At 42.1% G+C, this 21,046-nt stretch carries 20 protein-coding genes; 7 read left to right on the top strand and 13 right to left on the bottom strand.

The annotated features are described in order from the left end of the window. Nucleotides 1-28: 28 nt before the first annotated feature. The 3 genes from CJ305_RS15530 to CJ305_RS15520 are packed head-to-tail and all read right to left on the bottom strand — an operon-like array spanning nucleotide 29 to nucleotide 3,564. Nucleotides 29-1,618, bottom strand: coding sequence for a 4Fe-4S binding protein (locus tag CJ305_RS15530; RefSeq protein WP_099647211.1), 1,590 nt, complete (start codon nucleotides 1,616-1,618; stop codon nucleotides 29-31). Nucleotides 1,619-1,670: 52 nt separating this feature from the next. Then, nucleotides 1,671-2,231, bottom strand: a complete 561-nt coding sequence (locus CJ305_RS15525; protein WP_223248893.1) for a transposase — start codon at nucleotides 2,229-2,231, stop codon at nucleotides 1,671-1,673. A gap of 46 nt (nucleotides 2,232-2,277) precedes the next feature. Then, nucleotides 2,278-3,564, bottom strand: coding sequence for an NAD(P)/FAD-dependent oxidoreductase (locus CJ305_RS15520; protein WP_099647210.1), 1,287 nt, complete (start codon nucleotides 3,562-3,564; stop codon nucleotides 2,278-2,280). A 124-nt stretch (nucleotides 3,565-3,688) separates the two neighbouring features. Here CJ305_RS15520 and CJ305_RS15515 point away from each other — a divergent pair, with 124 nt between their 5' ends. From CJ305_RS15515 to CJ305_RS15505, 3 genes are all read left to right on the top strand, one after another. Then, a complete protein-coding gene (locus CJ305_RS15515) occupies nucleotides 3,689-4,708 on the top strand; it encodes a glycoside hydrolase family 113 (protein WP_189319471.1) in 1,020 nt (339 codons plus the stop codon). An 86-nt stretch (nucleotides 4,709-4,794) separates the two neighbouring features. Then, nucleotides 4,795-4,950 (top strand): YqaE/Pmp3 family membrane protein, encoded by a 156-nt coding sequence (locus tag CJ305_RS15510; protein ID WP_099647208.1) that lies wholly within the window; start codon nucleotides 4,795-4,797, stop codon nucleotides 4,948-4,950. 61 nt (nucleotides 4,951-5,011) lie between these two features. Beyond that, nucleotides 5,012-5,542, top strand: a complete 531-nt coding sequence (locus CJ305_RS15505) for a VOC family protein (RefSeq protein ID WP_099647207.1) — start codon at nucleotides 5,012-5,014, stop codon at nucleotides 5,540-5,542. Here the strand turns inward: CJ305_RS15505 and CJ305_RS15500 are convergent. The 3 genes from CJ305_RS15500 to CJ305_RS15490 all read right to left on the bottom strand — a co-directional run bounded on the left by CJ305_RS15500 (nucleotide 5,539) and on the right by CJ305_RS15490 (nucleotide 7,734). Further along, nucleotides 5,539-5,973, bottom strand: a complete 435-nt coding sequence (locus CJ305_RS15500) for a hemerythrin domain-containing protein (RefSeq protein WP_099647206.1) — start codon at nucleotides 5,971-5,973, stop codon at nucleotides 5,539-5,541. The genes CJ305_RS15505 and CJ305_RS15500 overlap by 4 nt on opposite strands. A gap of 153 nt (nucleotides 5,974-6,126) precedes the next feature. Then, a complete protein-coding gene (locus tag CJ305_RS15495; RefSeq protein WP_099647239.1) occupies nucleotides 6,127-6,831 on the bottom strand; it encodes a TIGR04283 family arsenosugar biosynthesis glycosyltransferase in 705 nt (234 codons plus the stop codon). Between the two features lie 111 nt (nucleotides 6,832-6,942). After that, on the bottom strand, nucleotides 6,943-7,734 hold the full coding sequence (locus CJ305_RS15490) for a DUF547 domain-containing protein (RefSeq protein WP_223248892.1): 792 nt from the start codon (nucleotides 7,732-7,734) through the stop codon (nucleotides 6,943-6,945). Nucleotides 7,735-7,974: 240 nt separating this feature from the next. Here CJ305_RS15490 and der point away from each other — a divergent pair, with 240 nt between their 5' ends. The 3 genes from der to CJ305_RS15475 all read left to right on the top strand — a co-directional run bounded on the left by der (nucleotide 7,975) and on the right by CJ305_RS15475 (nucleotide 15,043). After that, entirely contained in the window at nucleotides 7,975-9,276 is a 1,302-nt protein-coding gene (der, locus tag CJ305_RS15485) for a ribosome biogenesis GTPase Der (protein WP_099647204.1), read from the top strand. Nucleotides 9,277-9,468: 192 nt separating this feature from the next. Continuing rightward, nucleotides 9,469-12,132 carry an outer membrane beta-barrel protein gene (locus tag CJ305_RS15480; RefSeq protein WP_223248891.1) on the top strand — a complete coding sequence of 888 codons (2,664 nt, stop codon included), beginning with the start codon at nucleotides 9,469-9,471 and terminating at the stop codon, nucleotides 12,130-12,132. A gap of 115 nt (nucleotides 12,133-12,247) precedes the next feature. Further along, entirely contained in the window at nucleotides 12,248-15,043 is a 2,796-nt protein-coding gene (locus CJ305_RS15475) for an outer membrane beta-barrel protein (protein WP_317044008.1), read from the top strand. On the opposite strand, the gene CJ305_RS15470 is transcribed toward CJ305_RS15475, so the two are convergent. Then, nucleotides 15,018-16,478, bottom strand: coding sequence for a hypothetical protein (locus CJ305_RS15470; protein ID WP_099647201.1), 1,461 nt, complete (start codon nucleotides 16,476-16,478; stop codon nucleotides 15,018-15,020). The two genes, CJ305_RS15475 and CJ305_RS15470, sit on opposite strands and share 26 nt — an antisense overlap. 147 nt (nucleotides 16,479-16,625) lie before the next feature. Between CJ305_RS15470 and yiaA the strand changes: the two genes are divergently transcribed. Further along, nucleotides 16,626-17,093 carry an inner membrane protein YiaA gene (yiaA, locus tag CJ305_RS15465; protein WP_099647238.1) on the top strand — a complete coding sequence of 156 codons (468 nt, stop codon included), beginning with the start codon at nucleotides 16,626-16,628 and terminating at the stop codon, nucleotides 17,091-17,093. A gap of 48 nt (nucleotides 17,094-17,141) precedes the next feature. On the opposite strand, the gene CJ305_RS15460 is transcribed toward yiaA, so the two are convergent. The 6 genes from CJ305_RS15460 to CJ305_RS15435 form a co-directional block, all read right to left on the bottom strand. Then, nucleotides 17,142-17,603 carry a DUF5063 domain-containing protein gene (locus tag CJ305_RS15460; RefSeq protein ID WP_099647200.1) on the bottom strand — a complete coding sequence of 154 codons (462 nt, stop codon included), beginning with the start codon at nucleotides 17,601-17,603 and terminating at the stop codon, nucleotides 17,142-17,144. Between the two features lie 258 nt (nucleotides 17,604-17,861). Then, entirely contained in the window at nucleotides 17,862-18,632 is a 771-nt protein-coding gene (locus CJ305_RS15455; protein ID WP_099647237.1) for a TPM domain-containing protein, read from the bottom strand. Nucleotides 18,633-18,667: 35 nt separating this feature from the next. Beyond that, nucleotides 18,668-19,108, bottom strand: a complete 441-nt coding sequence (locus tag CJ305_RS15450) for a TPM domain-containing protein (RefSeq protein ID WP_099647199.1) — start codon at nucleotides 19,106-19,108, stop codon at nucleotides 18,668-18,670. Next, the gene (locus tag CJ305_RS15445) at nucleotides 19,108-19,722 is read right to left on the bottom strand and encodes a LemA family protein (RefSeq protein WP_099647198.1); all 615 of its coding nucleotides are present in this window, start codon (nucleotides 19,720-19,722) and stop codon (nucleotides 19,108-19,110) included. The genes CJ305_RS15450 and CJ305_RS15445 overlap by 1 nt, the downstream gene beginning before the upstream one ends. A gap of 12 nt (nucleotides 19,723-19,734) precedes the next feature. Then, nucleotides 19,735-20,064: a MerR family transcriptional regulator gene (locus CJ305_RS15440; RefSeq protein ID WP_099647197.1), complete on the bottom strand. Its 330-nt coding sequence runs from the start codon at nucleotides 20,062-20,064 to the stop codon at nucleotides 19,735-19,737. Further along, entirely contained in the window at nucleotides 20,064-21,041 is a 978-nt protein-coding gene (locus CJ305_RS15435) for a M23 family metallopeptidase (RefSeq protein WP_099647196.1), read from the bottom strand. The genes CJ305_RS15440 and CJ305_RS15435 overlap by 1 nt, the downstream gene beginning before the upstream one ends. Nucleotides 21,042-21,046: the final 5 nt, after the last annotated feature.

The following is a 21,046-nucleotide window of genomic DNA, read 5'->3' as shown; positions in this document are numbered from 1 at the left end:
TTATCCAAGTTAACCGATTTGTTTTAAACTAGTTTTGGTTTACATAATCCATCAAATCTACGTCATTGCCCAAAAGAATTTCGCGGCTGTTGATGCGCTTATCCGTTGCTCCGTTTTCAAGCTTTAGCACACCACGTGGACAAACGGCAGAGCAGATCCCACAACCCACACAACTGGCACGTACTATGTTTTCGCCTTTTTGAGCATAAGCTCGTACATCAATACCCATCTCACAATAGCTGGAACAGTTTCCGCAGGAAATACATTGTCCACCGTTTGTGGTAATTCGGAATTTTGAAAACAAACGCTGTTGCAATCCTAAAATCGCAGCCATTGGGCAGCCAAAACGACACCACACCCGGTTTCCAAAAATAGGGTAGAAGCCCGTACCAATTACCCCACTAAAAATCGCACCAATAAGAAAGCCATAACTGCTACGCAAAGTTTCGGCGTCTATTAAAAATAAGGTGCTTCCACTAGCGTAATGAATGCCGATTAATGCCAAAACAATTACCAGATACCCAATAGCTCCGTAACGGGCGTCCTGTTTTAATTCTTCCTTCTTGAAAAACCAAATTCCGGCAAAAAGCAGGGTAAGAAAAACTGCTACGCCAATAAGGAATACATCTTTAGTCAGCCAATATTTATCGGCATCGTAGCCCAGATAGGTCGAAACCACTGCAGTGGTCATCACCACCACAAAAACCAAAACGCTGTGCACCACCCAGCGCTCTACCTTCCAGGCAAAGGTGCTTTTATCGCTGAGGTGTCTAAAGGAATCTCCGGCAGTTTCGGCTAATCCGCCACAACCGCACACCCAGCTGCAATACCAGCGTTTTCCGTATTTATAAGTGAGAATAGGCGTAATAACAAAGATGGAAGCGATCCCGAAAAGCAATAAGGCAAGACCTACATTGCCGGCAGAGATAAAATCGTTGACACGGTACTGCTCAAAATTGTAGTAATTGAGCGGCCAGATATTCTTTAAATCATAATAGGGCAGATTGAAATTTTCTGAATTGAGCCTCGCCATAAACTCAGGAATCAGAAAGGCAAAAGCGGTCTGAAAAAACATCACGCTCAGCGTGCGCAGCCTTTCATAACGGTTGTGGCGGTATTTCCAGAAGAATTTGATCCCAAAAGCCAAAATTGCGATGGTATAGAGCGTACCGTACACAAACCATTGGCTTGCAGGGTTACCGCTCAATATTCTGCTTAGTGGATCAAAAAGCGCGATGAGACCGGTATTATCACCTTCGGTGTTAAGACCTAACCATTCTGCCTTGAAATACAGGATGATGTAAAACCCTGTCAAAGCCAGCCCCGCAACCCAGGCTAAAAACCCCCTGCTAGAAACCGATTTAAACCAGACACCGTCATTCTTGATGCCTTCGTGCTTCCCGGAGTAAGCGCCGTAAGTAAAGATGAGGATTCCGCCAAACAAACTGCCGAGCGCAATACTAAGCCAAAGCTGTTTTTCCGGGAAATTTACGTTAAAGGCCGCCAGAAGCAGAATTAATAAGCCCGCCACTCCAAGAGCAGTTCCCAGTTTTTGAATGGCGTTTATAGAAGCCGGCGGCTGGCCGGTAAGAGACATATCGCGTTGTATGGTGCTCATAAAGCTAGTGTTATTTAGACCTCACAGGTCTCGAAGACCTGTGAGGTCTGGGTTATTCCAGTAAATATTCGTTATTAGGGTCAAATGTGGTCAGACAATGTGCTGCTTTAAAATTAGGTTCATCGTCAAACAGACCCAGAACAAAGTCCCTGTTTAATAAAGTTCTTTTGTTTGATATAAACGCCTGATATGAGGAATATTTATACGTTTTAAAATCAATTCCAAAATGCTTTGTCGGATTCAAATGAACATAAATGATTAGGTTGCGTAAATAATTTTCCTGATCAATTTTTTTTCTCGAAAATCGGTCTTTAAATAAGCTTCCATTTCTTCCGTACGCTTTATTGATACTTTTTGCATACGCATTAAATAAATTTGAAAATTTCCTTGATATCAAATGGTCTTCGGTATTATCAAAAGTTCTGACTATCATATGGAAATGATTCTTTAAAAGGCAATACGATAAAACTTCCAATACACTTGTCAGATGCCTTGCGACCAGATTAAGGAAATACTCATAATTGCGATCTTCAATAAAAATATCTTCATAATTATTCCCACGGTTATAAATATGATAGTAGTTTCCAGCTGAAATAGGTTCGTATTGCATCATTCAGTTATTTAGACCTCACAGGTTTTTAAAACCTGTGAGGTTTTGGCTAGACTTTAAATTCTTTTTGAATTTCAGATTCGTAATGCCTGTAAAACTCGGGGTCAAAATTGGCTTCTTTAAGGTTTTTGGTAACGTAGGCCACGTCCCGTTTTTCATTCAGCCAGCGGTCAAGTACGTCGTGGCGTAGGCGAATACCAAAGCTGTTGATGCCTAAAAATTCGCGGGTGTCTTTATGAAAAGCGATGGTTATGCATTTGGTGTCATCCGAATGCTTCCAGTGCAGATGCTGCTCGTAGTCTTTTTTGTTTTTGGTACTAAAAACCCAGCCGTAGGTCTGGTATTCGATGTCAAAAAACTTGGCGCTATTAAACCAATTTCCCGGACTGTACTCGAAAGGCCTGCCGCAAATGGTCTGAGCAACCGTTTCGCCCATCATTCGGCCGGTGTACCATACGGCTTCCACCGGTTTTCGTAATCCTATGGCCTCGCGCTGCTGCGCACAATCACCAATGGCATAGACGTTTTTAATATTGGTTTCAAGCATTCGGTTGACCAGAATGCCCCGGTCTGTCTCTATTTTGGAGTCTTTGAAAAATTCAATCTGGGGTTTAACGCCGGTTGTGATGCCTACGAGCTTACAGTCAATCTGCTCTCCTTTTTTAGTGATTATTCCGCTTACATTCCCCTGGCCGTCATCCAAAATTTTATCAAGTTCTGCTCCGCATCTTAAATCAATCCCGTGATTTTTAATGTGTCTGCTAATCATTTCGGCTTCGCCATCAGGTAAAACACCCGACCAAAATGCGTGTTCACGCACGATCATAGTTACCTCAATCTTGCGGGTGTGCAGCATTTCGGCGAGTTCAACGCCAATGAGGCCGCCGCCTACGATGACCGCTTTGGGACAGACTTCGTTATTGGGTGCATTTTTTTCGAGCAGTTCTAAATCCTGTTTGGAAACCAGTCCCTGAACGCCGTTTAAATCCTGACCTTCCCAGCCGTATTTTGCAGGGATCGACCCCGTTGCAAGAATAAGTGTGTCGTAGGTGATGGTTTCGCCTTTTGCCAAATGCAGGGTTTGTGCATCGGTATCAACCCGTTCAACAAAGGCATTTTTAAGATTGATGTTGTTTTTTGACCAAAACTGATCTTCGTAAGGTTTGAGATCTCTAAAGCGCATATGCCCCATATAGACATACATCAGTGCGGTGCGGGAGAAAAAATGATCACTTTCGGCAGAAATGATGGTGATATTTTTATCTGAATTTTTCCGGATGTGCCGGGCAGCCGTAACTCCGGCGATGCCATTGCCTACAATGACCACATGTTCCATAAAAAAGCTGTTGCGTTGAGGTTGTTCTTAAAGATAATAACTTAGAATGGTGTCACGCTCAATTTGGTGGTTTTTTTGAGAAAATGAGATTAAAGGAGCATTTATTTCGCCTATTTTTAGGGGTATGAAATACACATATTCATTTTTGTTATTGGTAATAGGTTGCCTCGCGCTTGGAGGTTGCTCTGCCACGCCTTATGTAAGCCAAAAAATTGATGGGGTGAGTTTTGTTGCTTCGGGCGATACGCTGGTGCAGAAAGATATCAATCCGGTTTTGCGCGTGGGAGCGAGTCACGTAGCCATAATGCCTTTCGGTTTTGTGCGCGATCTCGACAATCCGCAGTTGTATTTTAATGCGGAACGCCAATGGTACGGCGAGCGCTATGAAGGAGCGAAGCAATACATCGAAGCCTTACATCAAAGTGGAATCAAAGTCATGGTCAAGCCCCATATCTGGATTGGCCGCGGCACGTTTACCGGCGATATGCAGATGAAGTCAGACGCAGACTGGGTTGCTTTTGAAAAATCCTACAGGGAGTTTATTCTGTTGTATGCAAAGCTGGCTCAGGAAACCGGAGCCGAACTCTTTTGCATAGGTACAGAGCTTTATAATTTTGTGAACGAGAGACCTGATTTTTGGAACAGCCTGATCGCCGAGGTACGGGAGGTGTATACCGGGAAGCTCACCTATGCCGAAAACTGGGATAAGGTAGACAAAGTGAATTTTTGGTCGCAGCTCGATTATATTGGTGCTGACGCCTATTATCCGGTTTCAGAAGCCGAAACACCAACGATTGCCGAAGCCAAAGCAGGCTGGCAGCCGCATAAAAAGATGTTTGTTGCGCTTTCGCGAAAGTACAACAAACCTGTCTTATTCACAGAGTTTGGATACCGTAGTGCAGACTTTGCGGGGAAAGAACCATGGGTTAGTGATCGTCACGACGGGAAGATGAATGCGGAAGCTCAGGTAAATCTCTTCGAAGCTTTGTTTGAAGAGTTTTGGAATGAGCCCTGGTTTGCAGGAGGTTTCGTCTGGAAGTGGTTTCCCAATCACGAGCGTACGATTTCGCAGGAAAATAATCGTTTTACCCCTCAAGGAAAACCGGCTGAAGAAGTGCTTAAAAAGTGGTTTGAAAAAACGTGAAACTTATCTCAATTGGCAAAGTGTTAAGGCATTAGAAGAGGCAGGCTGTATATTTTTGGACTGAACACTAACCAAAAAATTACACAATGGGAATTATTTCAATTATCATAACCATATTACTACCACCTCTTGCAGTTGCAATGAATAAAGGCTTAGGCAAAGATTTTATCATCAATGTCATACTGACGCTTTTAGGATGGTTGCCGGGAGTTATTCACGGTTTCTACGTGCAGAGCAGATAAACGATAACGAATTGACGAAAAAAGGGTTTTGTAAAGTATCTTTACTAAAACCCTTTTTTTTATGCGCCATCGTGTACTTCTTTTGCTAGCTCTTTTCGGTTTTGCTCTGGTTTCAAAAGGCCAGGAATCTAACTTTAAACCCGGAGCACTTACTGTTGCTGTAGTCGCTAGCGACGAGCAACAATCCTTACACTTTTACAAAGATATTTTAGGACTTCACGAAGTGGGGAGTTTTACGGTTGATGCCCCGTTTGCAACCCGTTTAGGGCTGTCGCAAGGCCTTCCTTTTAAAGTAACCCGATTGGCTTTTGACACCATCCCCGGGAGTTCACAGCTAAAAATTGCATCATTTGATTTGCCAAAGGCGGAAATCGATTCGGTTAAAGCCGGAATTCAGCAGCAACTGGGGTTGCAATACCTGACCCTGCAGGTGTATACGCTTGATGGTATTATGGAAGCAATCAAAAAAGAAGGCGTACAGCCCGAAGCCGATACGCCTATTAAACTTGGAGAGCATAATTATTTACTGTTACTGCGGGATCCTGATGGCGTTTTTATTGAAGTCATAGGAGATTACAGCAACGGTAATTAGCGATTGGCTTTCATTTCTTTTTGATATTCAGTAGCGATCTCGGTTTTTTGCTTTTCGGTGAATACTTTTCCGGCCAGCTGAAAAAAGGTGTGCTCTTCATCTTCCAGGTGATGCTCTACTTTCTCGCATAGTTGTTTGGCATAAACCAGCCAGGCAGGGGAGTCCATCTCAGTAGCGTCAATTTTTTCAATGAGTTCGTCCATTTCGTGATGCTCGGCGATGCCGTGACGGGCGTGCTCCTGCATCATATCGTTATGAATAAGTGGGGAATAAAAAGTGCGTTCTTCAGCATCAGCGTGTATCTGCAACTCTTTTTTAAGGTCTTCCCACATTTGCTTGCGACCCTTAGACTCGCCGCTGGTTGAGGTAACCATCCGGCAGAGTTCGCGTTGTTTATCGTGGTCTTTACGTATCGCTTCAAAAATTGTCATGGTTAGAGTTTTTTTAAATTCAGTTTCAAATTACATCGAAGCCCGTGCGATTGCTGTTAAGAAACTATGAAAATTTAGCATTGAAACTAATAATTCAATTTCAAAACTAATTTTAAGCAAAGCGAAAGATTGATTTGAAGAGTTTGTAGACTCTTATTTTTTAAGCACTTTACAGTAGTAGGCGTGAAGTTCTTCGGCCGAAGCGCCCATCCATTTTTTGACATAAATACTCCAGAAATGATATTGTACATACCAGACGCCGTATTTTTCATACATACGAGCAGAAGATTTCAGCGGCTGCTGAATGACTACAAACTTCTTACGGGCATAAAGCTCATTGATCAAAATATTGTCTTCGTAGATGATGTAGCTTTCATCGTAACCACCTATCTCATCAAAAAGTTCGCGGGTGATAAACTGACTTTGATCGCCGCCACGGCTGGCTCTCCAGTTGAATTTAGTGAGATAACTGGCCAGACGCAGCCACCAATGCTTGCTGTCAAACTGCATTCTGAAGCATCCGGCAGGATTTCCTTTTTCAACCTCATCACGTATATGCTGGTCAAAATGCTTCGGCGGAAAAGAATCGGCATGTAAAAAATAAAGAATACTTCCACGGGCAGCCCGTGCCCCGGTGTTCATCTGTTTGGCCCTGCCTTTTCCGGATTGTAAAAGTTGAAGATTAACGCGGTTAGCCGCTTTAAATTTTTCGCCCAAAGCCGGGGTGTCATCAGTGCTACCTCCGTCAACTACCAGAATTTCCAGAAGTTCCGGGGCTTTTGCACTGCGCAGGAGATGTTTCAGCAGCACCGGTAAATTGGCAGACTCGTTGTAAACGGGAATAATGATACTCAGCATAAAAGGTAATTCGGCGGGGGTAGAATGGGTATTCAAAACTAAACTAATTCGTCAGGACATAAAATTAAATATCCCGCATAGAGCGGGATATTTCCGTACTAAAGGAGAAATCTATTGTTTATTAAGATTCCAGTCGTAATTTTTATACGTCAGTGTAGCACCTTTATTGATTTTGGTTTTGCTGTACTGATTGATATAATCAATCACCGTTGGTGTTTTGTCTGTGATAAAATCGCTCTTATACCAGTCAAAAATTGAAGATACTTTAGGGTTTGAAGCTGTGATATCATTTTTGTCTGAGTTCACAAACTCTTTGGTCACTTTATCAAGCTGTTCATTGATTTTACCGGCGGTATAGGCTTCATTCAGCAATTTTGGGCAGGACATGGATGCGCAGTTGATGGCAAAGTGAATACGAGGTTCGTTCATTTTACGCAGCACGCCGTTTTCAATTCCGCCTAAAGAAAGTTCACGATTTCCTACGGGGACAATAGCCTTGGTCCAGGCACCGTCAATGTCTTTGATGCTTTTTACCGGATAATTATTTAGGATCAGCTCAACCGTATACGCGTTATATAAATTGATGTAATAGGCCAAAAGTTCCTGAACCGACCAGTCATCGCTTGGATTGTAGGATGATAATTTTTTTAGGTAGGCATCCAGCTTTGCACGGTCTTTCTGAAAACCTTCGTAATCTACCATTCCGGCGGCGTTTACGTGTTTTTTAAGCAAGGCGTCCCAGGCGCTGTGGTCTACATTTTCGGCAGAATTTGCAGTGGTTGAGGTGAGGTCCCCATTAACTTCTTTTGTGGGTTGCCCGGCGCTGCTGAGTCCGGCTGCTGAAATGAGATTACAGCTGTATAAGATAAAAGCTGCAAAAAGACCTACTATAATACGTTTCATAAGGTGATACATAACTTGTGTTGTTTGCTAATAGATACGTAAGGTAGTGCACCTCCGGTTTTATCTGGCGGGTAATTAACAGCTGTCTTAACAGAATTTAGGGAAGATTTAATAGTATGCACTGTTTAGGACCGTAAACAGACGGCTTATTGCCAGGATTTAGCTTAAAGCAAAGCAATTGCCAACCGTGCAGGTATTTATCGTAATTTTGCAGCGCTTTAAAAGCACAAAGTATAACATATGAGTATTGTAGCAATTGTAGGGAGACCTAATGTGGGTAAATCAACCCTTTTTAACCGATTAATTCAGCGCCGCGAGGCGATTGTTGATTCGGTGAGTGGGGTAACCCGCGATCGCCATTATGGCAAAACCGACTGGAACGGAAAAGAATTCTCAATCATAGATACCGGTGGGTATGTAAAAGGGAGTGATGACGTTTTTGAAGAACAAATTGACAAGCAGGTAGAACTGGCTATAGATGAGGCTGACGCCATCATTTTTATGGTTGATGTGGAAGCCGGAGTAACGGGGATGGATGAAGATGTGGCCAATTTGCTGCGTCGCCAGAACAAGCCTGTGTTTCTTGTGGTTAACAAGGTAGATAACGCTATGCGTGAAGAAAACGCTGTGGAGTTTTACAGTCTGGGGCTTGGTGATTACTATACCATCGCCGGTATTAGCGGTAGCGGCACCGGAGATTTACTCGATGCGCTGGTTGAGGTTTTACCAGATAAACCGGAAGTGGAAGAAAGCATATTGCCGCGCTTTGCCGTTGTAGGTCGTCCCAATGCCGGAAAATCCTCATTTATCAACGCCCTGATTGGTCAGGATCGCTATATCGTGACAGATGTCGCAGGGACAACCCGCGATGCTATAGATACTAAATACAACCGTTTTGGATTTGAATTTAATCTGGTGGACACTGCTGGTATACGCCGCAAGTCTAAGGTTAAGGAAGATCTTGAGTTTTACTCGGTCATGCGTTCGGTGCGTGCAATAGAGCACTGTGACGTGTGTCTGGTTGTTTTAGATGCCACCCGTGGTTTTGACGGGCAGGTGCAAAATATTTTTTGGCTCGCAGAGCGAAATCGAAAAGGGATTGTTATTCTGGTGAACAAATGGGATTTGGTCGAAAAGGAAAACAAAACCATGCGTGAATATGAGAAGCAAATTCGCCAGGAAATGGAACCTTTTACCGATGTGCCTATCGTGTTCATTTCAGCGTTAACCAAGCAGCGGGTGTATAAAGCGATTGAAACCGCAGTTCAGGTATTTGAAAACCGAAGCAGACGCGTAAAAACCAGTGAACTTAACGAACTGATGTTGCCGATTATTGAAGCCTATCCGCCACCGGCGAATAAAGGAAAATACATCAAGATCAAATATTGCATGCAGTTGCCTACACCGCACCCGCAGTTTGCTTTTTTCTGCAACCTGCCACAGTATGTAAAAGATCCCTACAAGCGTTTTATAGAAAATAAGTTGCGCGAACAATTTGATTTTCAGGGAGTGCCTATCTCGGTATATTTCAGAAAAAAATAAATTTTTTTACAGCCTTAAGCCTTTAAAAGCCCGCTTTTTTCAAAAAAGTGGGCTTTTGGTTTTAAACCCTGAGTCATTTTTTCGGTCATAGGTATAAATGTACATTTTACGCATATCCAGTTTATGAAGTATTTATACCTGTTGTTGTTTGTTTTATTGAGTTTGCAAAATTCCTTTTCTCAAGAATTTGTTATGAAAGGAACGGTCACAGACCCGGATGGCGTAGCACTTGAGTCGGCCACAGTTTATTTGGAAAGAATTGCCGATAGCACTTTAGTCACATATGGCATATCTGACCAAAATGGAATTTTTAAACTGGAAGGTAATACAGAGGTCAAAACGGCCAACTTGTTTATATCCTACGCCGGCTTTAAGCCATTAAAGCAACAGGTTGAGATTAAAGAGGAATCAGATTTAGGTCAAATCAAATTAAAGGTACAGGACAATCAGCTTGACGAGGTGGTTGTGGTGGCCAACCGCGCACCGGTTGTACTGAAGAAAGATACGCTTGAGTTTAATGCGGCCTCTTTTGAAACCCGTCCCGATGCTAATCTGGAAGAATTGCTTAAAAAGCTTCCGGGAGCTGAGGTAGACAGTGATGGTGCTATAACCATCAACGGAAAACCGATCACCCGAATTTTAGTAAATGGAAAAGAGTTTTTTGGCAACGATCCTAAAATCGCCACTAAAAACCTTCCGAAGGAGATTATTGAGAAATTACAGGTGGTTGATACGAAATCACGAGCTCAGGAATTTACGGGCGAAGCCGGAGACAGTGAAAATAAAACCATCAACATTACCATAAAGAAAGATAAGAACAAAGGTTATTTTGCTCGTGCAACGATAGGTGGGGGTACTAATGAGCGCTATGAAATGAGCGGGATAGGCAATGTTTTTAAAGATAATATGCGCACCACCGTACTTGCCGGCTCTAATAACATCAACAGTTCGGGCTTTGACTTTGATGACATTTACGGGATGATGGGTCGTAGCGGTGCCCGGGCCGTACAGGGAGGAAATAATAACGGAATTACCAAGGCTGAAACAGCAGGCATTGATTATAGTAACGACTGGAATGATACTTATGAAGCAAGCGGTAATTATTACTTTGACCGTAGCAATACCGATACGCGAAGCCGTACTGAACGGGAGAATATTTTGCCGGATACCACCTATTTTTCAAGTTCTGAGAACTCCAGTAATGCGGTAAACACCAGGCACCGGGCTAATGTGCGTTTTGAAGTTGAATTTGATACCTTGACCCGGCTTTCCTTTAGCCCGCGCTTTAACACCAGTAAAACCCGGGCAGTACGTAATCGAGAGGCTTCTTCCAGCGATGGCGACCGGGATTTGGTAAATACGACCGAAACTGTAGATCAGGAAGAGATTTATAATTTTGAACTGCAAAATGACCTTGATTTTATAAAGCGTTTTGGCTCCCGTGGGGCTTTTTTACGGTTAAATTTTTCGCAGCAGTATAACAATCAGGAAAACGATAATTTCTATTTCTCAGAGAGTGAATTTTTTGTCGGTGATCCGCGTACAGAAATTCAGGATCAGTTTATTGACGAGGATCAGCAGGAATACCGGTATTCCATTGGCGCTGAGCAGCGATTTGTTTTGGCAACCGACTTTTTCATGGATTTAAACTATGATTTTTCATCTTCTAAGTCAACCAATAAGCGTTTTATTTATGATGCGGACGGAAGTGGGAATTATACGGTATTTAACGATTCACTCAGCAGTAATTTTGAAGTGCGGACTTTCGTAAACCGCCCTACCGTAGGACTGAGATATGATCACGAAGCCTGGCGTATCAATGCAGATGTGGGTTTGATCAATACCGTTTTGAAAAACGAGAATTTGTTTGGCACGGGCGGTTTTGACAATTCGTTTAACAATCTCTCCATACGCACCCGCGTGCAGTACGAGCTGCAGCGTTCCAAAACCGTCAGTATCAATTACATTACTAACGCAAATGCGCCGTCAATAAACCAGTTGCAGCCGGTAATAGACCAGACCAACCCCCTAAATGTTGTGGTGGGAAATCCCGCTTTGCGACCTACTTTTAACCATAACATCAATGCAGATTTTAGAAGTTTTAACTTTGCTGCTGGGGGAGGAAGTGGGATATTTAGTTCGTTTTCACTGGGTTTTACCGAAAATCAGGTGGCGCAGGTAACTACTATTGACGACGATTTAAGGCAGACCACGACCTATGCAAATGTTGATGGTAAGCGCTCTGCTTCAGCGCGTGTGTTTTATACAAACAGCACCCGTAAGGAAGAAAAGGAATTTAGGTACCGCTTGAGTTTGACCGGTAGTTATGACCGCAATGTGGGCTTTAATAATGCTGTCTTGTTCAATTCAGATCAATTTAGGGTCAGTCCGGGAGTTCGGTTAACTTTTGCAATTCAAGATTTTTTTGAACTCAATCCCGGTTACAGCCTTACCTATAACAAGACTGACTTTTCGCTAAATCCGGGTAGAAATCAGGAGTTCATCAATCATACCGCCAGTTTTGAAGCGACTACATTTTGGCCTAAAAACGTGGTGTTTGGAAATGATATCTCCTACAACTACAATGGCAATGTATCCCCGGGTTTTCAGAATTCGTCGATTTTATGGAATACCAGTCTGGGTTATCAATTTCTGGAGGAAAAAGCTACGCTAAAAATCAAGGTCTATGATTTATTAGATCAGGTGGTAGATACCCGACGGATAACCGGTGATAATTTTGTGCAGGATACAAACAGCCTGATCCTTACCCAATATGCGATGCTCAGCTTTACCTATAAGTTGAGCAATTTTGGAGGAGCCAGCCAAAATAGAGGCAGGGGCGGTTACCGAAGATAGTTGATATTCAACACCTTTATATTTGTTAATGTTTTCTTAAAGCATAAAACTAATTTTATAGTTTTAGAAATAATGGTGTTATTCGCATATCAATCAATCAAAAAACAAAATGAACATGCGTTTTCTGCTTAGCCTTGCTTTGGGCTTATTTTCCTTTTTATCCTATTCTCAGGATTTTTCTATTACCGGTCGCCTTGTAGATCAGGAGCAAAAAACACCTCTTGAAGCTGCAACTGTAGTACTTGAAACCCTCAAAGACTCTACGATGATTACATACACCATAACCGATCGTAATGGGGAGTTTCAATTAAAAGGAAAATCAAATATTGATCAGGCCAATCTCTTTGTCACTTTTGTGGGTTATCAGTCTTATGAGCGCAAAATTGACCTGAGCAAAAACCGAACGCAGAATTTAGGAGATATTACTCTGGAGTTTCAGGTAGAGTCCCTGGGGGATGTTGTAGTTAAAGGGCGGGCAGCTCCAGTAATTATTAAAAAGGATACTTTAGAATTTAACGCAGCTTCCTTTAAAACAAAGCCCGATGCTACTCTGGAAGATTTACTTAAAGAATTACCCGGCGCAGAGGTTGATGCAGATGGTCAAATCCGTATTAACGGAAAGCCGGTAAGTAATATTCTCGTAAACGGAAAACCTTTTTTTAGCGACGATCCTACAATCGCTACACGCAACCTTACCAAAGAATTGATCAATAAAATTCAGGTAGTAGATACCAAAACGGAATCTGAAGAATTTACAGGCGAAGCCGGAGATAGTGAAAATAAGACCATAAACATTACGATTGACGAAGATAAAAATAAAGGGATGTTTGGCCGGGTTGCTGCCGGTGGGGGTACTGATGATCGTTTTGAATATGCGGGTATTGGAAACTACTTTGACAACGATTTAAGGTTGAGTTTATTAGGCAGCGGAAACAACATTAACTCACCCGGTTTTAGTTTTGGTGAAATTCAAAAAATGTTTGGTAATGCTAATTCAATCTCTGTAAACAGTAGCGGAGGCTTTAATTTTGGAGGAAGAAGTTTTGGTTGGGGAGATGGTATCGTAAATTCTCGTAATGCAGGTATGAACTTCGCCAATGATTTTGGTGAAAAAATTGAGACTTCGGCAGATTATTTTTACTCCGGTGCCAACAGTTTTAATGAAAGACAGAGCGTCCGGGAAAACATTCTGCCTGAAGATCGGTTTCTTTCTGAGAGCGATTCCCGCACCGAATCCTTTACAGATGATCACTCAGCAAACCTAAGATTTCAGGCAAAAATCGATTCCACTTTGATGGTTGAAGTGCTTCCCAGATTGCGCTATACCGAAGGTAGAAACTTAAGTAATGGGAGTTCAACGACCCGTAATCAGGCTGGTAATCTGGTAAACGAAAGTAGCTATGATAACAGTAGTGATCGCACCACGCGTAACTTTGGTAACAGAATCTCTGCTACCAAAAGGTATGGTAATAAAGGAGCATTTATACGTTTAAACGGTAATCTACAGTTTGATGAAACCGAGAGTGCAGATTTTACGAATTCACAGACCGAAGTGTATGGGGATAACCCCAATCAGATTTTAAGAAATCAATTTACTGATGGAGCCAATACTAACAATGGCATACAATCAAATCTTACCTGGAGGATTCCTTTGATCAGTAAAAAGTTGTTTGTTGACGCAGAGTATGAGTTTGATAATCAAAATCGAACCAATACGCAATTGGTTTATGATTTTGACGAAAATTCTCAAACTTACAATCAGTTAATAACCGTTCAGAGTACCGATTTTGAAAGCACAAACAGAAGCCATAAGCCTCAATTGGGACTTTCTTACAACTCCGAAAAAATGCGGGCTGGTATAAGTGCAGCCTGGGTGTCCCGTAAACTTACCGGTGAAGACTTACTCACCGATACTAACGGGAGCCGGGTGCGTGATATTGATTTTGACAATACATTTAATGCTCTTGAAGCTTCGGCAAGATTCAATTACAACTTCACAAAGAAGTTAAGCCTGTGGACCTCTTATCGTTTAAATAATGATGCGCCTGATGTGCGCCAATTATCTCCATATCTCGATGTTTCAGACCCTATTAATACGTTGCAGGGTAATCCTGATTTGAGACCTACTAATAGCCATGATTTCAACATCTCAATCAATAATTATGACTGGGAATCCAGAACGGGTTATTATATGTACGGAGGAGTTAGTGTCACCAATGATCAGATTGTAAATAAAACGACAGTAGACGATAATTTTGTTCGTGAAACCACCTTTACAAACGTTGATGGCGTTTACAATACCTATGCAAGCATTAGTTATAATAAGGACTTTAAACTAGATAGTCTTAGAACGCTCAAGGTAGAAACGCGTATGTTCGGTAGTATAAACCGTTTTGTGAATTTTTTTAATGCAGATCAGTATGCCAGTGTCACTAGACGTTTAGAGCCTAATATCGGGCTGCGTTTTACCTGGAAAGACTGGTTTGAGATTAGACCTGAATATAACATCAGTTTTAATCGCACTAATTTCAATCGGGATTTCTTTGATGGAAGAAGTTTTACACAACACAACGGCCGTTTGCGTACAACTACGTTTTTCCCCGAATGGTTGACCTGGGAAAATGATATCAATTACATCTATAACCCTAATGTGGGCTCAGGATTTCAAAGGAATGCCGTTTTTTGGAATAGCTCACTTGCCTATTCCTTTATTGGAAATAAGGCGCTGGTAACTTTTAAAGTGTATGATTTGCTGAACCAAAATACCAATTCAAGAAGGACAGCCACCCAGTCGTATATAGAAGATGTGCAGAGCACCGTCTTACAGCAGTATTTTATGTTGAGCTTCAGCTATAAGTTTAATACACTAGGCAAAAAAGGCGAGGTTAGGGAGAATAGCTGGTGGGACTAACCAATTCTAAAGTGGTCGTATAAAGCGATTTGTTTTCCATTTTTGATTTAAGCCAGGCATAAAAACTCATTGCAAACAGGTCTTCGCGTTCAAATCCCAGCCATTTGAATGATTCGTCAACACGGGATCTAAATTGTGATGATGAAGCTTGTTTTGGATTTTCGTAATAAGCTGATGCCAGTTTGAGAAATTGTTGCAGCTGCTCTTCCTGAGATGAATTGATTTTTGAACTAAACCGCTTCCTAACACTTTGGATTTTGCCTGAAATGAGGTCCAGCTTATCCAGTTCAATCAACAGTAAGAGCCCTATGAGCTCCTTTTTAATCACCCAAAGTAAACCATTTTTTTGCTCGTAGTACTGATCGCTTTTTCGAAAACCTTTAAAGAGATCATAGGCTTCACGTATCTGATCTTGCTGAAAGCGAAACGTTACTAAAAGCAGTTTTAAGTTTTCTGAATCTTCAGCGTATAACTCTGCGATACGAATAGCCTCTTTATAATTTCCCGAATAATTAAAAGCAAGTGCTCTCAGTGTTTCGGTTTTGTGATTGAATAGCTTGCGATACTTCTCAGGGAGAGCATTGTCAACTTCATTGAGAATTTCAATGCAGGATCTGAAATCTTTGTTTCGCAAATTGACATCAGCGAGAAGATATCGTATCTGAAAATAATAATACAGGTGCTTGTCCGGGTTGCTTTTTTCCTGTACAAACGTGTATGCTTCTTCAATGGTGTTGACAATGCTGTAATAAGCTCCGGAAAGTGCTGCAGCATCGGTAAGCACCTCCATAAATTGATACAGGGATTTGTAGGTGAAATGTTGGGATAGCTTTAATTCAAACCGATCTAAAGTTTCGTGAAGAAGCTGGATCGGATTTTTAGGATTAGATTTTAAGTTCAATTTTAAAGAAGCATAGGCCTGTTGAAGATGAAGTTCATTTTGTATGTTTTTCATATTGGCCGTGCTCGCCAGTAAAACGCGTTTTAAAAATTGATCATTCTTGAGGTGCGCGTATTGCAATTGCGTCTGGTAAATCTCCTGTAGCGCTGAGTAGAAATCGAAACTTTTGGCTATGGTTTCGGCCTTTGCTAAAGTCTTCCAGGCTAGTTTATTCTGTTGTTTTTCGAATAGTAGTCTGCCGGCTAAAATCAATTTTAAAACGCTCATTTCATCACTTGCTTCTGTAGCAAAGCTTTTAGAAGCCAAAAAATCAATCAGTGTATCCTGTAAACGCTTGCTTAATGCATGATAGGCATTGCGACTTTTGGTGCCGTAAAGTTTGTGTTGAATGTGGTCTGTTTTGTCTTGACACAATTGATCAAATAAAATCAGGTTTTTTACATCTCCCCGGCGATTGCGATTCTCAATAAATGCTCGTGCCTCCTTTTGCTCTGGTGCAGAAAAGCTTTGAACTAAAGAGAATACTGCCTTCATAAATCATAAGTTTTAGTAAAGATAAGTTACTGTTTTAATAATCGTAGATGGCATAAGTACAAGAATTAAATCGTAAGTTTTTTGAAAATTTGGTTTTTAAAATGTCTGTGGGGTTACCAATCTTTGTTTCAACAAAACAATCAAATTATGGAAACGAATTTTGAAAAATCAAAAAGCGAAGCAACTGATTTTAAGACCAAAAGAAAAGAAGATTCTCAATTTAAACCCACTGCAGCATTTGTTTCGGCTGCCTGGACTGCGTTGCTGATTGGGATGGTTTCTTTTTGTGTGGGATTATGGAATGCCGATATGTGGCTAAGTGAAAAAGGCTATTACTTTACTCTTTTACTGTTTGGCCTGTTCTCGGTGGTTTCCGTGCAAAAGAGTGTACGTGATCGTCAGGAAGGCATTGAAGTGACTGACATGTATTACGGAATCAGCTGGTTTACAACTTTGGCATCTATTCTACTACTCATAATAGGTTTGTGGAATGCCGATATGCTTTTAAGCGAAAAGGGTTTTTACGGAATGTCATTTCTTCTCAGTTTATTTGCAGCGGTAACCGTACAAAAGAATACAAGAGATCTCAAGTGGATCGAAAAAAATGAAAAATAGGCTTACTTGTACTAAATAGAAAAACAGGAGTTGCTGAAACTCCTGTTTTTAATTTTTACTATCCTCCAAAGCTTTTAAATACCCCAATAAATTAAGCAGATGTTCTTCAGAGTGTATACGCATTAAGGTGTTGAAGTACCAAAGCGCATCGTCAAGACTGGTATTTTGCAACCTCCAGGCTACTTCGCTGAGGTCAATAATGAGGTCAGAAAGATCGTCTATCGCATCGCCTGTGAGGATTTCCGGTTTTTGGTCGGGGTCGAGAAATTGCGCTAACTGTGCGTAATCGTGAAACTCGGGAAAATTTACCTTTACGTGTGCGTAAACGAGTCCGTAATCCAGGCGTTCAATCTCTTCGTACAAACGTTCATCAAAGGAAGGTTCCAGATTCACATAGAGGGCATATAGATCAACCAGTGCTTTCTTTAAAGTCAATGGCTTATCTGGGTTTGCAATGGTTTCAGTACCGTATTGTGTAATGCGTTGAATGAGATTGAGAAAAGCTTCCAAAAGAGTTTATTAGGTTATTTGATTATTGGGTTCTTTGGCTTAGATATAAAATGTACTCAGCCGTGGCTCAGTGGATTCCGAATTCATAATTCTGAATTAAAAAAAACCTCCATACCTCCCTTCAAAGGGAGGCTTTTCGTTCTAAATATATTAGAGGCTCACTTCCTTTGAAAGAAGGGTTGGGGATGGATGTAACCATTAACTTTTTTACTAATACCAATAGGAATAATAATAGCAATAGCAATAAAAATAATTGCTTTACCAACCCCCGGAAGCCCCACCGCCTCCAAAGCCGCCACCGCCGAAGCCGCCACCAAAGCCGCCGCCTCCGCCAAATCCTCCACCGGAAGAGCTGCTTCCAAAGCCACCGCCGCCCAGGCCGCCACGGCCCATGCTGCTCAGGATGATGACATCAAGCAGACTGCCTGCGCCGCCACCTCTTCCGCCATTGCGGCCACCGCCACGCGAGCGACTCAGGATAAAAATGATCACAATAAAAATGATAAGCACCGGGAAGATATTAAAGCCTTTAGAGTCGTTTTGACGTGTTCCCTGATATTCGCCTTGCAGCATTTGAAACAGCGCGTCTGAACCCTGATCGAGCCCCGCGTAATAATCACCTTTTTTAAACTGAGGGATCATAATGCGGTTGATGACCTGCTCGGCCATTCGGTCTGTGATGATAGTTTCAATCCCATAACCGGTATTGATGTCCACTTTCCGGTCTTGCGTAGCCAGGGTAATGAGAATACCGTTGTCTTTGTCTTTCTGACCAATTCCCCATTTCTGGCCCCATTTGGCTCCCAGAAAACTGATGTCTTCTCCTTTGGTGCTGGGTATGATCACCACCACGATTTGGGTAGATGTCGTGTCGCTGTACTTGACCAGTTTGTTTTCCAAAGAAGCTTTTTGCCCCGTGCTCAATAAACCGGAATAATCGTAAACGCTGGTTTCTTCTTGAGGAACGGGAGGTATATCGTATTGCGCAAAACTTTTCGCCGTAAGGCAAAAAAGAAATGCCACAAGCAAAAAGTTACGGAATTGATATCGCTGAGTTATATAGGTCAAGAGGTTGATATTTCGTCTGAAAGTTCGTTGACATCATCAGCATCCCACGGGAAAAACTTCGCGAGCTGCTCCCCGGCAGAATTGATTCCCTTTACCAGACCGTCTTTGAACTTTCGGTTTTTAAATTCGGTTTGCATAAGGTCTTTGGTGCTTTGCCAGAAGTTTTCGGGAACCACCTTGTTGATGCCGCGATCTCCACAAATGGCGAACTTCTTAGCGTCAACGGCCACGTAAATAAGCACGCCGTTTTCAGCCTTGGTGTTGTCCATCTTCAGAAAGTGAAACAACTCCTTCGCACGTTCAAAGGCGTCTATCTCACACTTGCGTTCCAGATGCACCCGTATCTCTCCGGAAGTTTTCAGCTCTGCCTGGCGAATGGCTTCTACAACTTCCTCTTCTTCTTTGGCGTTTAGAAAATCTTCTACGACAGATGCCATTAGGCTTCATCGTTATTGAAGTCGAAGTTGACTTCAGGTGCATTTTCGGCGCCGTCATTGGCTTCAAAATAACCCATTTCTTCAAAGTTGCCTATGAAGTTGTTGACGATGTTATTTGGGAAGGTTTTGATGTGCTTGTTGTAAGGTCTAATCGCCTCGTTGTAGCGGTTACGTTCTACATTGATGCGGTTTTCGGTACGCTCCAGCTCGTTGATGAGTTCTTTAAAATTCTCATTAGCCTTAAGATCGGGATAACGCTCTACGGTAACCAAAAGTCTGGATAAAGCCGAACTCACCCCACTTTGAGCCTGTTGAAACTGCGCCAGCTGCTCGGGTGTGATGTTAGCCGGGTCGATATTAACACCGGTTGCCTTAGAACGGGCTTCTATTACGTCAGTCAGCGTTTTTTGCTCAAACTCGGCATAGCCTTTTGCTGTGTTTACGATATTCGGTATCAGGTCTGCGCGGCGTTGGTAGGCACTTTCCACATTACCCCATTGCGCGGTAGCATCTTCTTTTAGCGTGATCGCAGTATTGTAAAAACCTTTAAAGAATGAATATCCTATAAAGCCTAAAATAACTACAACTATAATTGCAATAATTCCTTTTTTCATGATTTTGATTGATTAGAGTTGATCTTTTAAATCCTGCAGTTGGGCTTTTATGGCTTCCAGCTTGCGGATGAGATCAAATTTATTGAGTGTTTGGTGTTTATTTTCTTTCAAATGCGTTTTTGCGCCTTCCAGCGTAAAGCCCCGTTCTTTGACCAAATGGTAAATGAGCTCGAGATTTTTAATGTCTTCGGGCGTGAACTTGCGATTGCCTTTCGCGTTTTTTTTGGGTTTTAATACATCAAATTCCTTTTCCCAAAAGCGCACCAGCGAGGTGTTAACGCCAAAGGCATCAGCGACTTCGCCTATGCTGTAGTATAATTTTTCGGGCAGGTCAACGTGCATTAATCCAGCGATTGGTTTTCGAGTTGTGCTTTCTGTAAAATTACGTCAAACTCTTCAGGCGATAGGTTTCCGTAGTAGAAATTTATCGGGTTGATGCGCTCACCATCCTTGAAGATTTCATAATGCAAATGCGGTGCTTCAGAGCGCCCGGTACTGCCCACAAAACCTATGAGATCACCGCGTTTCACTTTTTGTCCCGGTCTCACATTGTACTTATACAGGTGAGCATACAGGCTTACATAGCCATAGCCATGATCTACACGTATGTGATTTCCGTATCCCGTGGCATTATTATCGGCGCGTTCAACTACACCATCACCTGTCGCATAAACCGGAGTTCCTCGAGGGGCTGTGAAATCCATCCCGTAGTGAAACTTGCGTTCCTTGGTAAACGGGTCTGAACGATACCCATAACCCGAAGCGATACGGGTTAGGTTCTCATTAGCCACCGGTTGAATGGCAGGGATTGCGGCCAGTAATTTCTCTTTTTCTTCGGCCAAGACTGCGATTTCGTCAAGCGATTTGCTTTGTACGACGAGTTGTTTGGTCAAAATGTCCAGACGCTTATTCGTTTCAATAATCATTTTAGAGTTATCAAAACCTTCAAGGTCTTTGTAGCGGTTAACCCCACCAAAACCGGCCTTGCGTTGCTCATCAGGAATGGGATTGGCCTCAAAATAAAGCCGGTAAATGGTGTTGTCGCGTTCTTCGATTTCGCTCAGAACGGTCTGCACCTGATCCAGTTTTTTATTGAGAACTCCGTATTGCATTTTCATATTTTGCAATTCGCGTGCGAGTGCTTTTTCGCGGGGCGTTTCCAGATCGGGAATATTGAGATAAATGATTAGTAAAATAAAACCTGCAAGAAACGAGGCAACAATAGATAACGCTACATAACCCAGTTTACGACCCTTGCGCTTCTCTATCTTTTTATAGGAAAGCGTCTCTTTGTCGTAATAATATTTAACCTTAGACATTGTTT

It is taken from the genome of Leeuwenhoekiella nanhaiensis (assembly GCF_002744755.1).
Classification (GTDB): domain Bacteria; phylum Bacteroidota; class Bacteroidia; order Flavobacteriales; family Flavobacteriaceae; genus Leeuwenhoekiella; species Leeuwenhoekiella nanhaiensis.
This window is presented reverse-complemented; position numbering and strand designations above follow the sequence as displayed.

What these genes read in the sequence shown, in the direction of transcription:
- CJ305_RS15435 (WP_099647196.1), bottom strand. Translation starts at nt 21,041, where the DNA reads ATGTCTAAGGTTAAATATTATTACGACAAAGAGACGCTTTCCTATAAA.
- CJ305_RS15500 (WP_099647206.1), bottom strand. Translation starts at nt 5,973, where the DNA reads ATGACAATTTTTGAAGCGATACGTAAAGACCACGATAAACAACGCGAA.
- der (WP_099647204.1), top strand. Translation starts at nt 7,975, where the DNA reads ATGAGTATTGTAGCAATTGTAGGGAGACCTAATGTGGGTAAATCAACC.
- CJ305_RS15445 (WP_099647198.1), bottom strand. Translation starts at nt 19,722, where the DNA reads ATGAAAAAAGGAATTATTGCAATTATAGTTGTAGTTATTTTAGGCTTT.
- CJ305_RS15440 (WP_099647197.1), bottom strand. Translation starts at nt 20,064, where the DNA reads ATGCACGTTGACCTGCCCGAAAAATTATACTACAGCATAGGCGAAGTC.
- CJ305_RS15495 (WP_099647239.1), bottom strand. Translation starts at nt 6,831, where the DNA reads ATGCTGAGTATCATTATTCCCGTTTACAACGAGTCTGCCAATTTACCG.
- CJ305_RS15490 (WP_223248892.1), bottom strand. Translation starts at nt 7,734, where the DNA reads ATGAAACGTATTATAGTAGGTCTTTTTGCAGCTTTTATCTTATACAGC.
- CJ305_RS15515 (WP_189319471.1), top strand. Translation starts at nt 3,689, where the DNA reads ATGAAATACACATATTCATTTTTGTTATTGGTAATAGGTTGCCTCGCG.
- CJ305_RS15520 (WP_099647210.1), bottom strand. Translation starts at nt 3,564, where the DNA reads ATGGAACATGTGGTCATTGTAGGCAATGGCATCGCCGGAGTTACGGCT.
- CJ305_RS15505 (WP_099647207.1), top strand. Translation starts at nt 5,012, where the DNA reads ATGCGCCATCGTGTACTTCTTTTGCTAGCTCTTTTCGGTTTTGCTCTG.
- yiaA (WP_099647238.1), top strand. Translation starts at nt 16,626, where the DNA reads ATGGAAACGAATTTTGAAAAATCAAAAAGCGAAGCAACTGATTTTAAG.
- CJ305_RS15525 (WP_223248893.1), bottom strand. Translation starts at nt 2,231, where the DNA reads ATGATGCAATACGAACCTATTTCAGCTGGAAACTACTATCATATTTAT.
- CJ305_RS15510 (WP_099647208.1), top strand. Translation starts at nt 4,795, where the DNA reads ATGGGAATTATTTCAATTATCATAACCATATTACTACCACCTCTTGCA.
- CJ305_RS15470 (WP_099647201.1), bottom strand. Translation starts at nt 16,478, where the DNA reads ATGAAGGCAGTATTCTCTTTAGTTCAAAGCTTTTCTGCACCAGAGCAA.
- CJ305_RS15530 (WP_099647211.1), bottom strand. Translation starts at nt 1,618, where the DNA reads ATGAGCACCATACAACGCGATATGTCTCTTACCGGCCAGCCGCCGGCT.
- CJ305_RS15480 (WP_223248891.1), top strand. Translation starts at nt 9,469, where the DNA reads ATGAAAGGAACGGTCACAGACCCGGATGGCGTAGCACTTGAGTCGGCC.
- CJ305_RS15450 (WP_099647199.1), bottom strand. Translation starts at nt 19,108, where the DNA reads ATGGCATCTGTCGTAGAAGATTTTCTAAACGCCAAAGAAGAAGAGGAA.
- CJ305_RS15475 (WP_317044008.1), top strand. Translation starts at nt 12,248, where the DNA reads ATGCGTTTTCTGCTTAGCCTTGCTTTGGGCTTATTTTCCTTTTTATCC.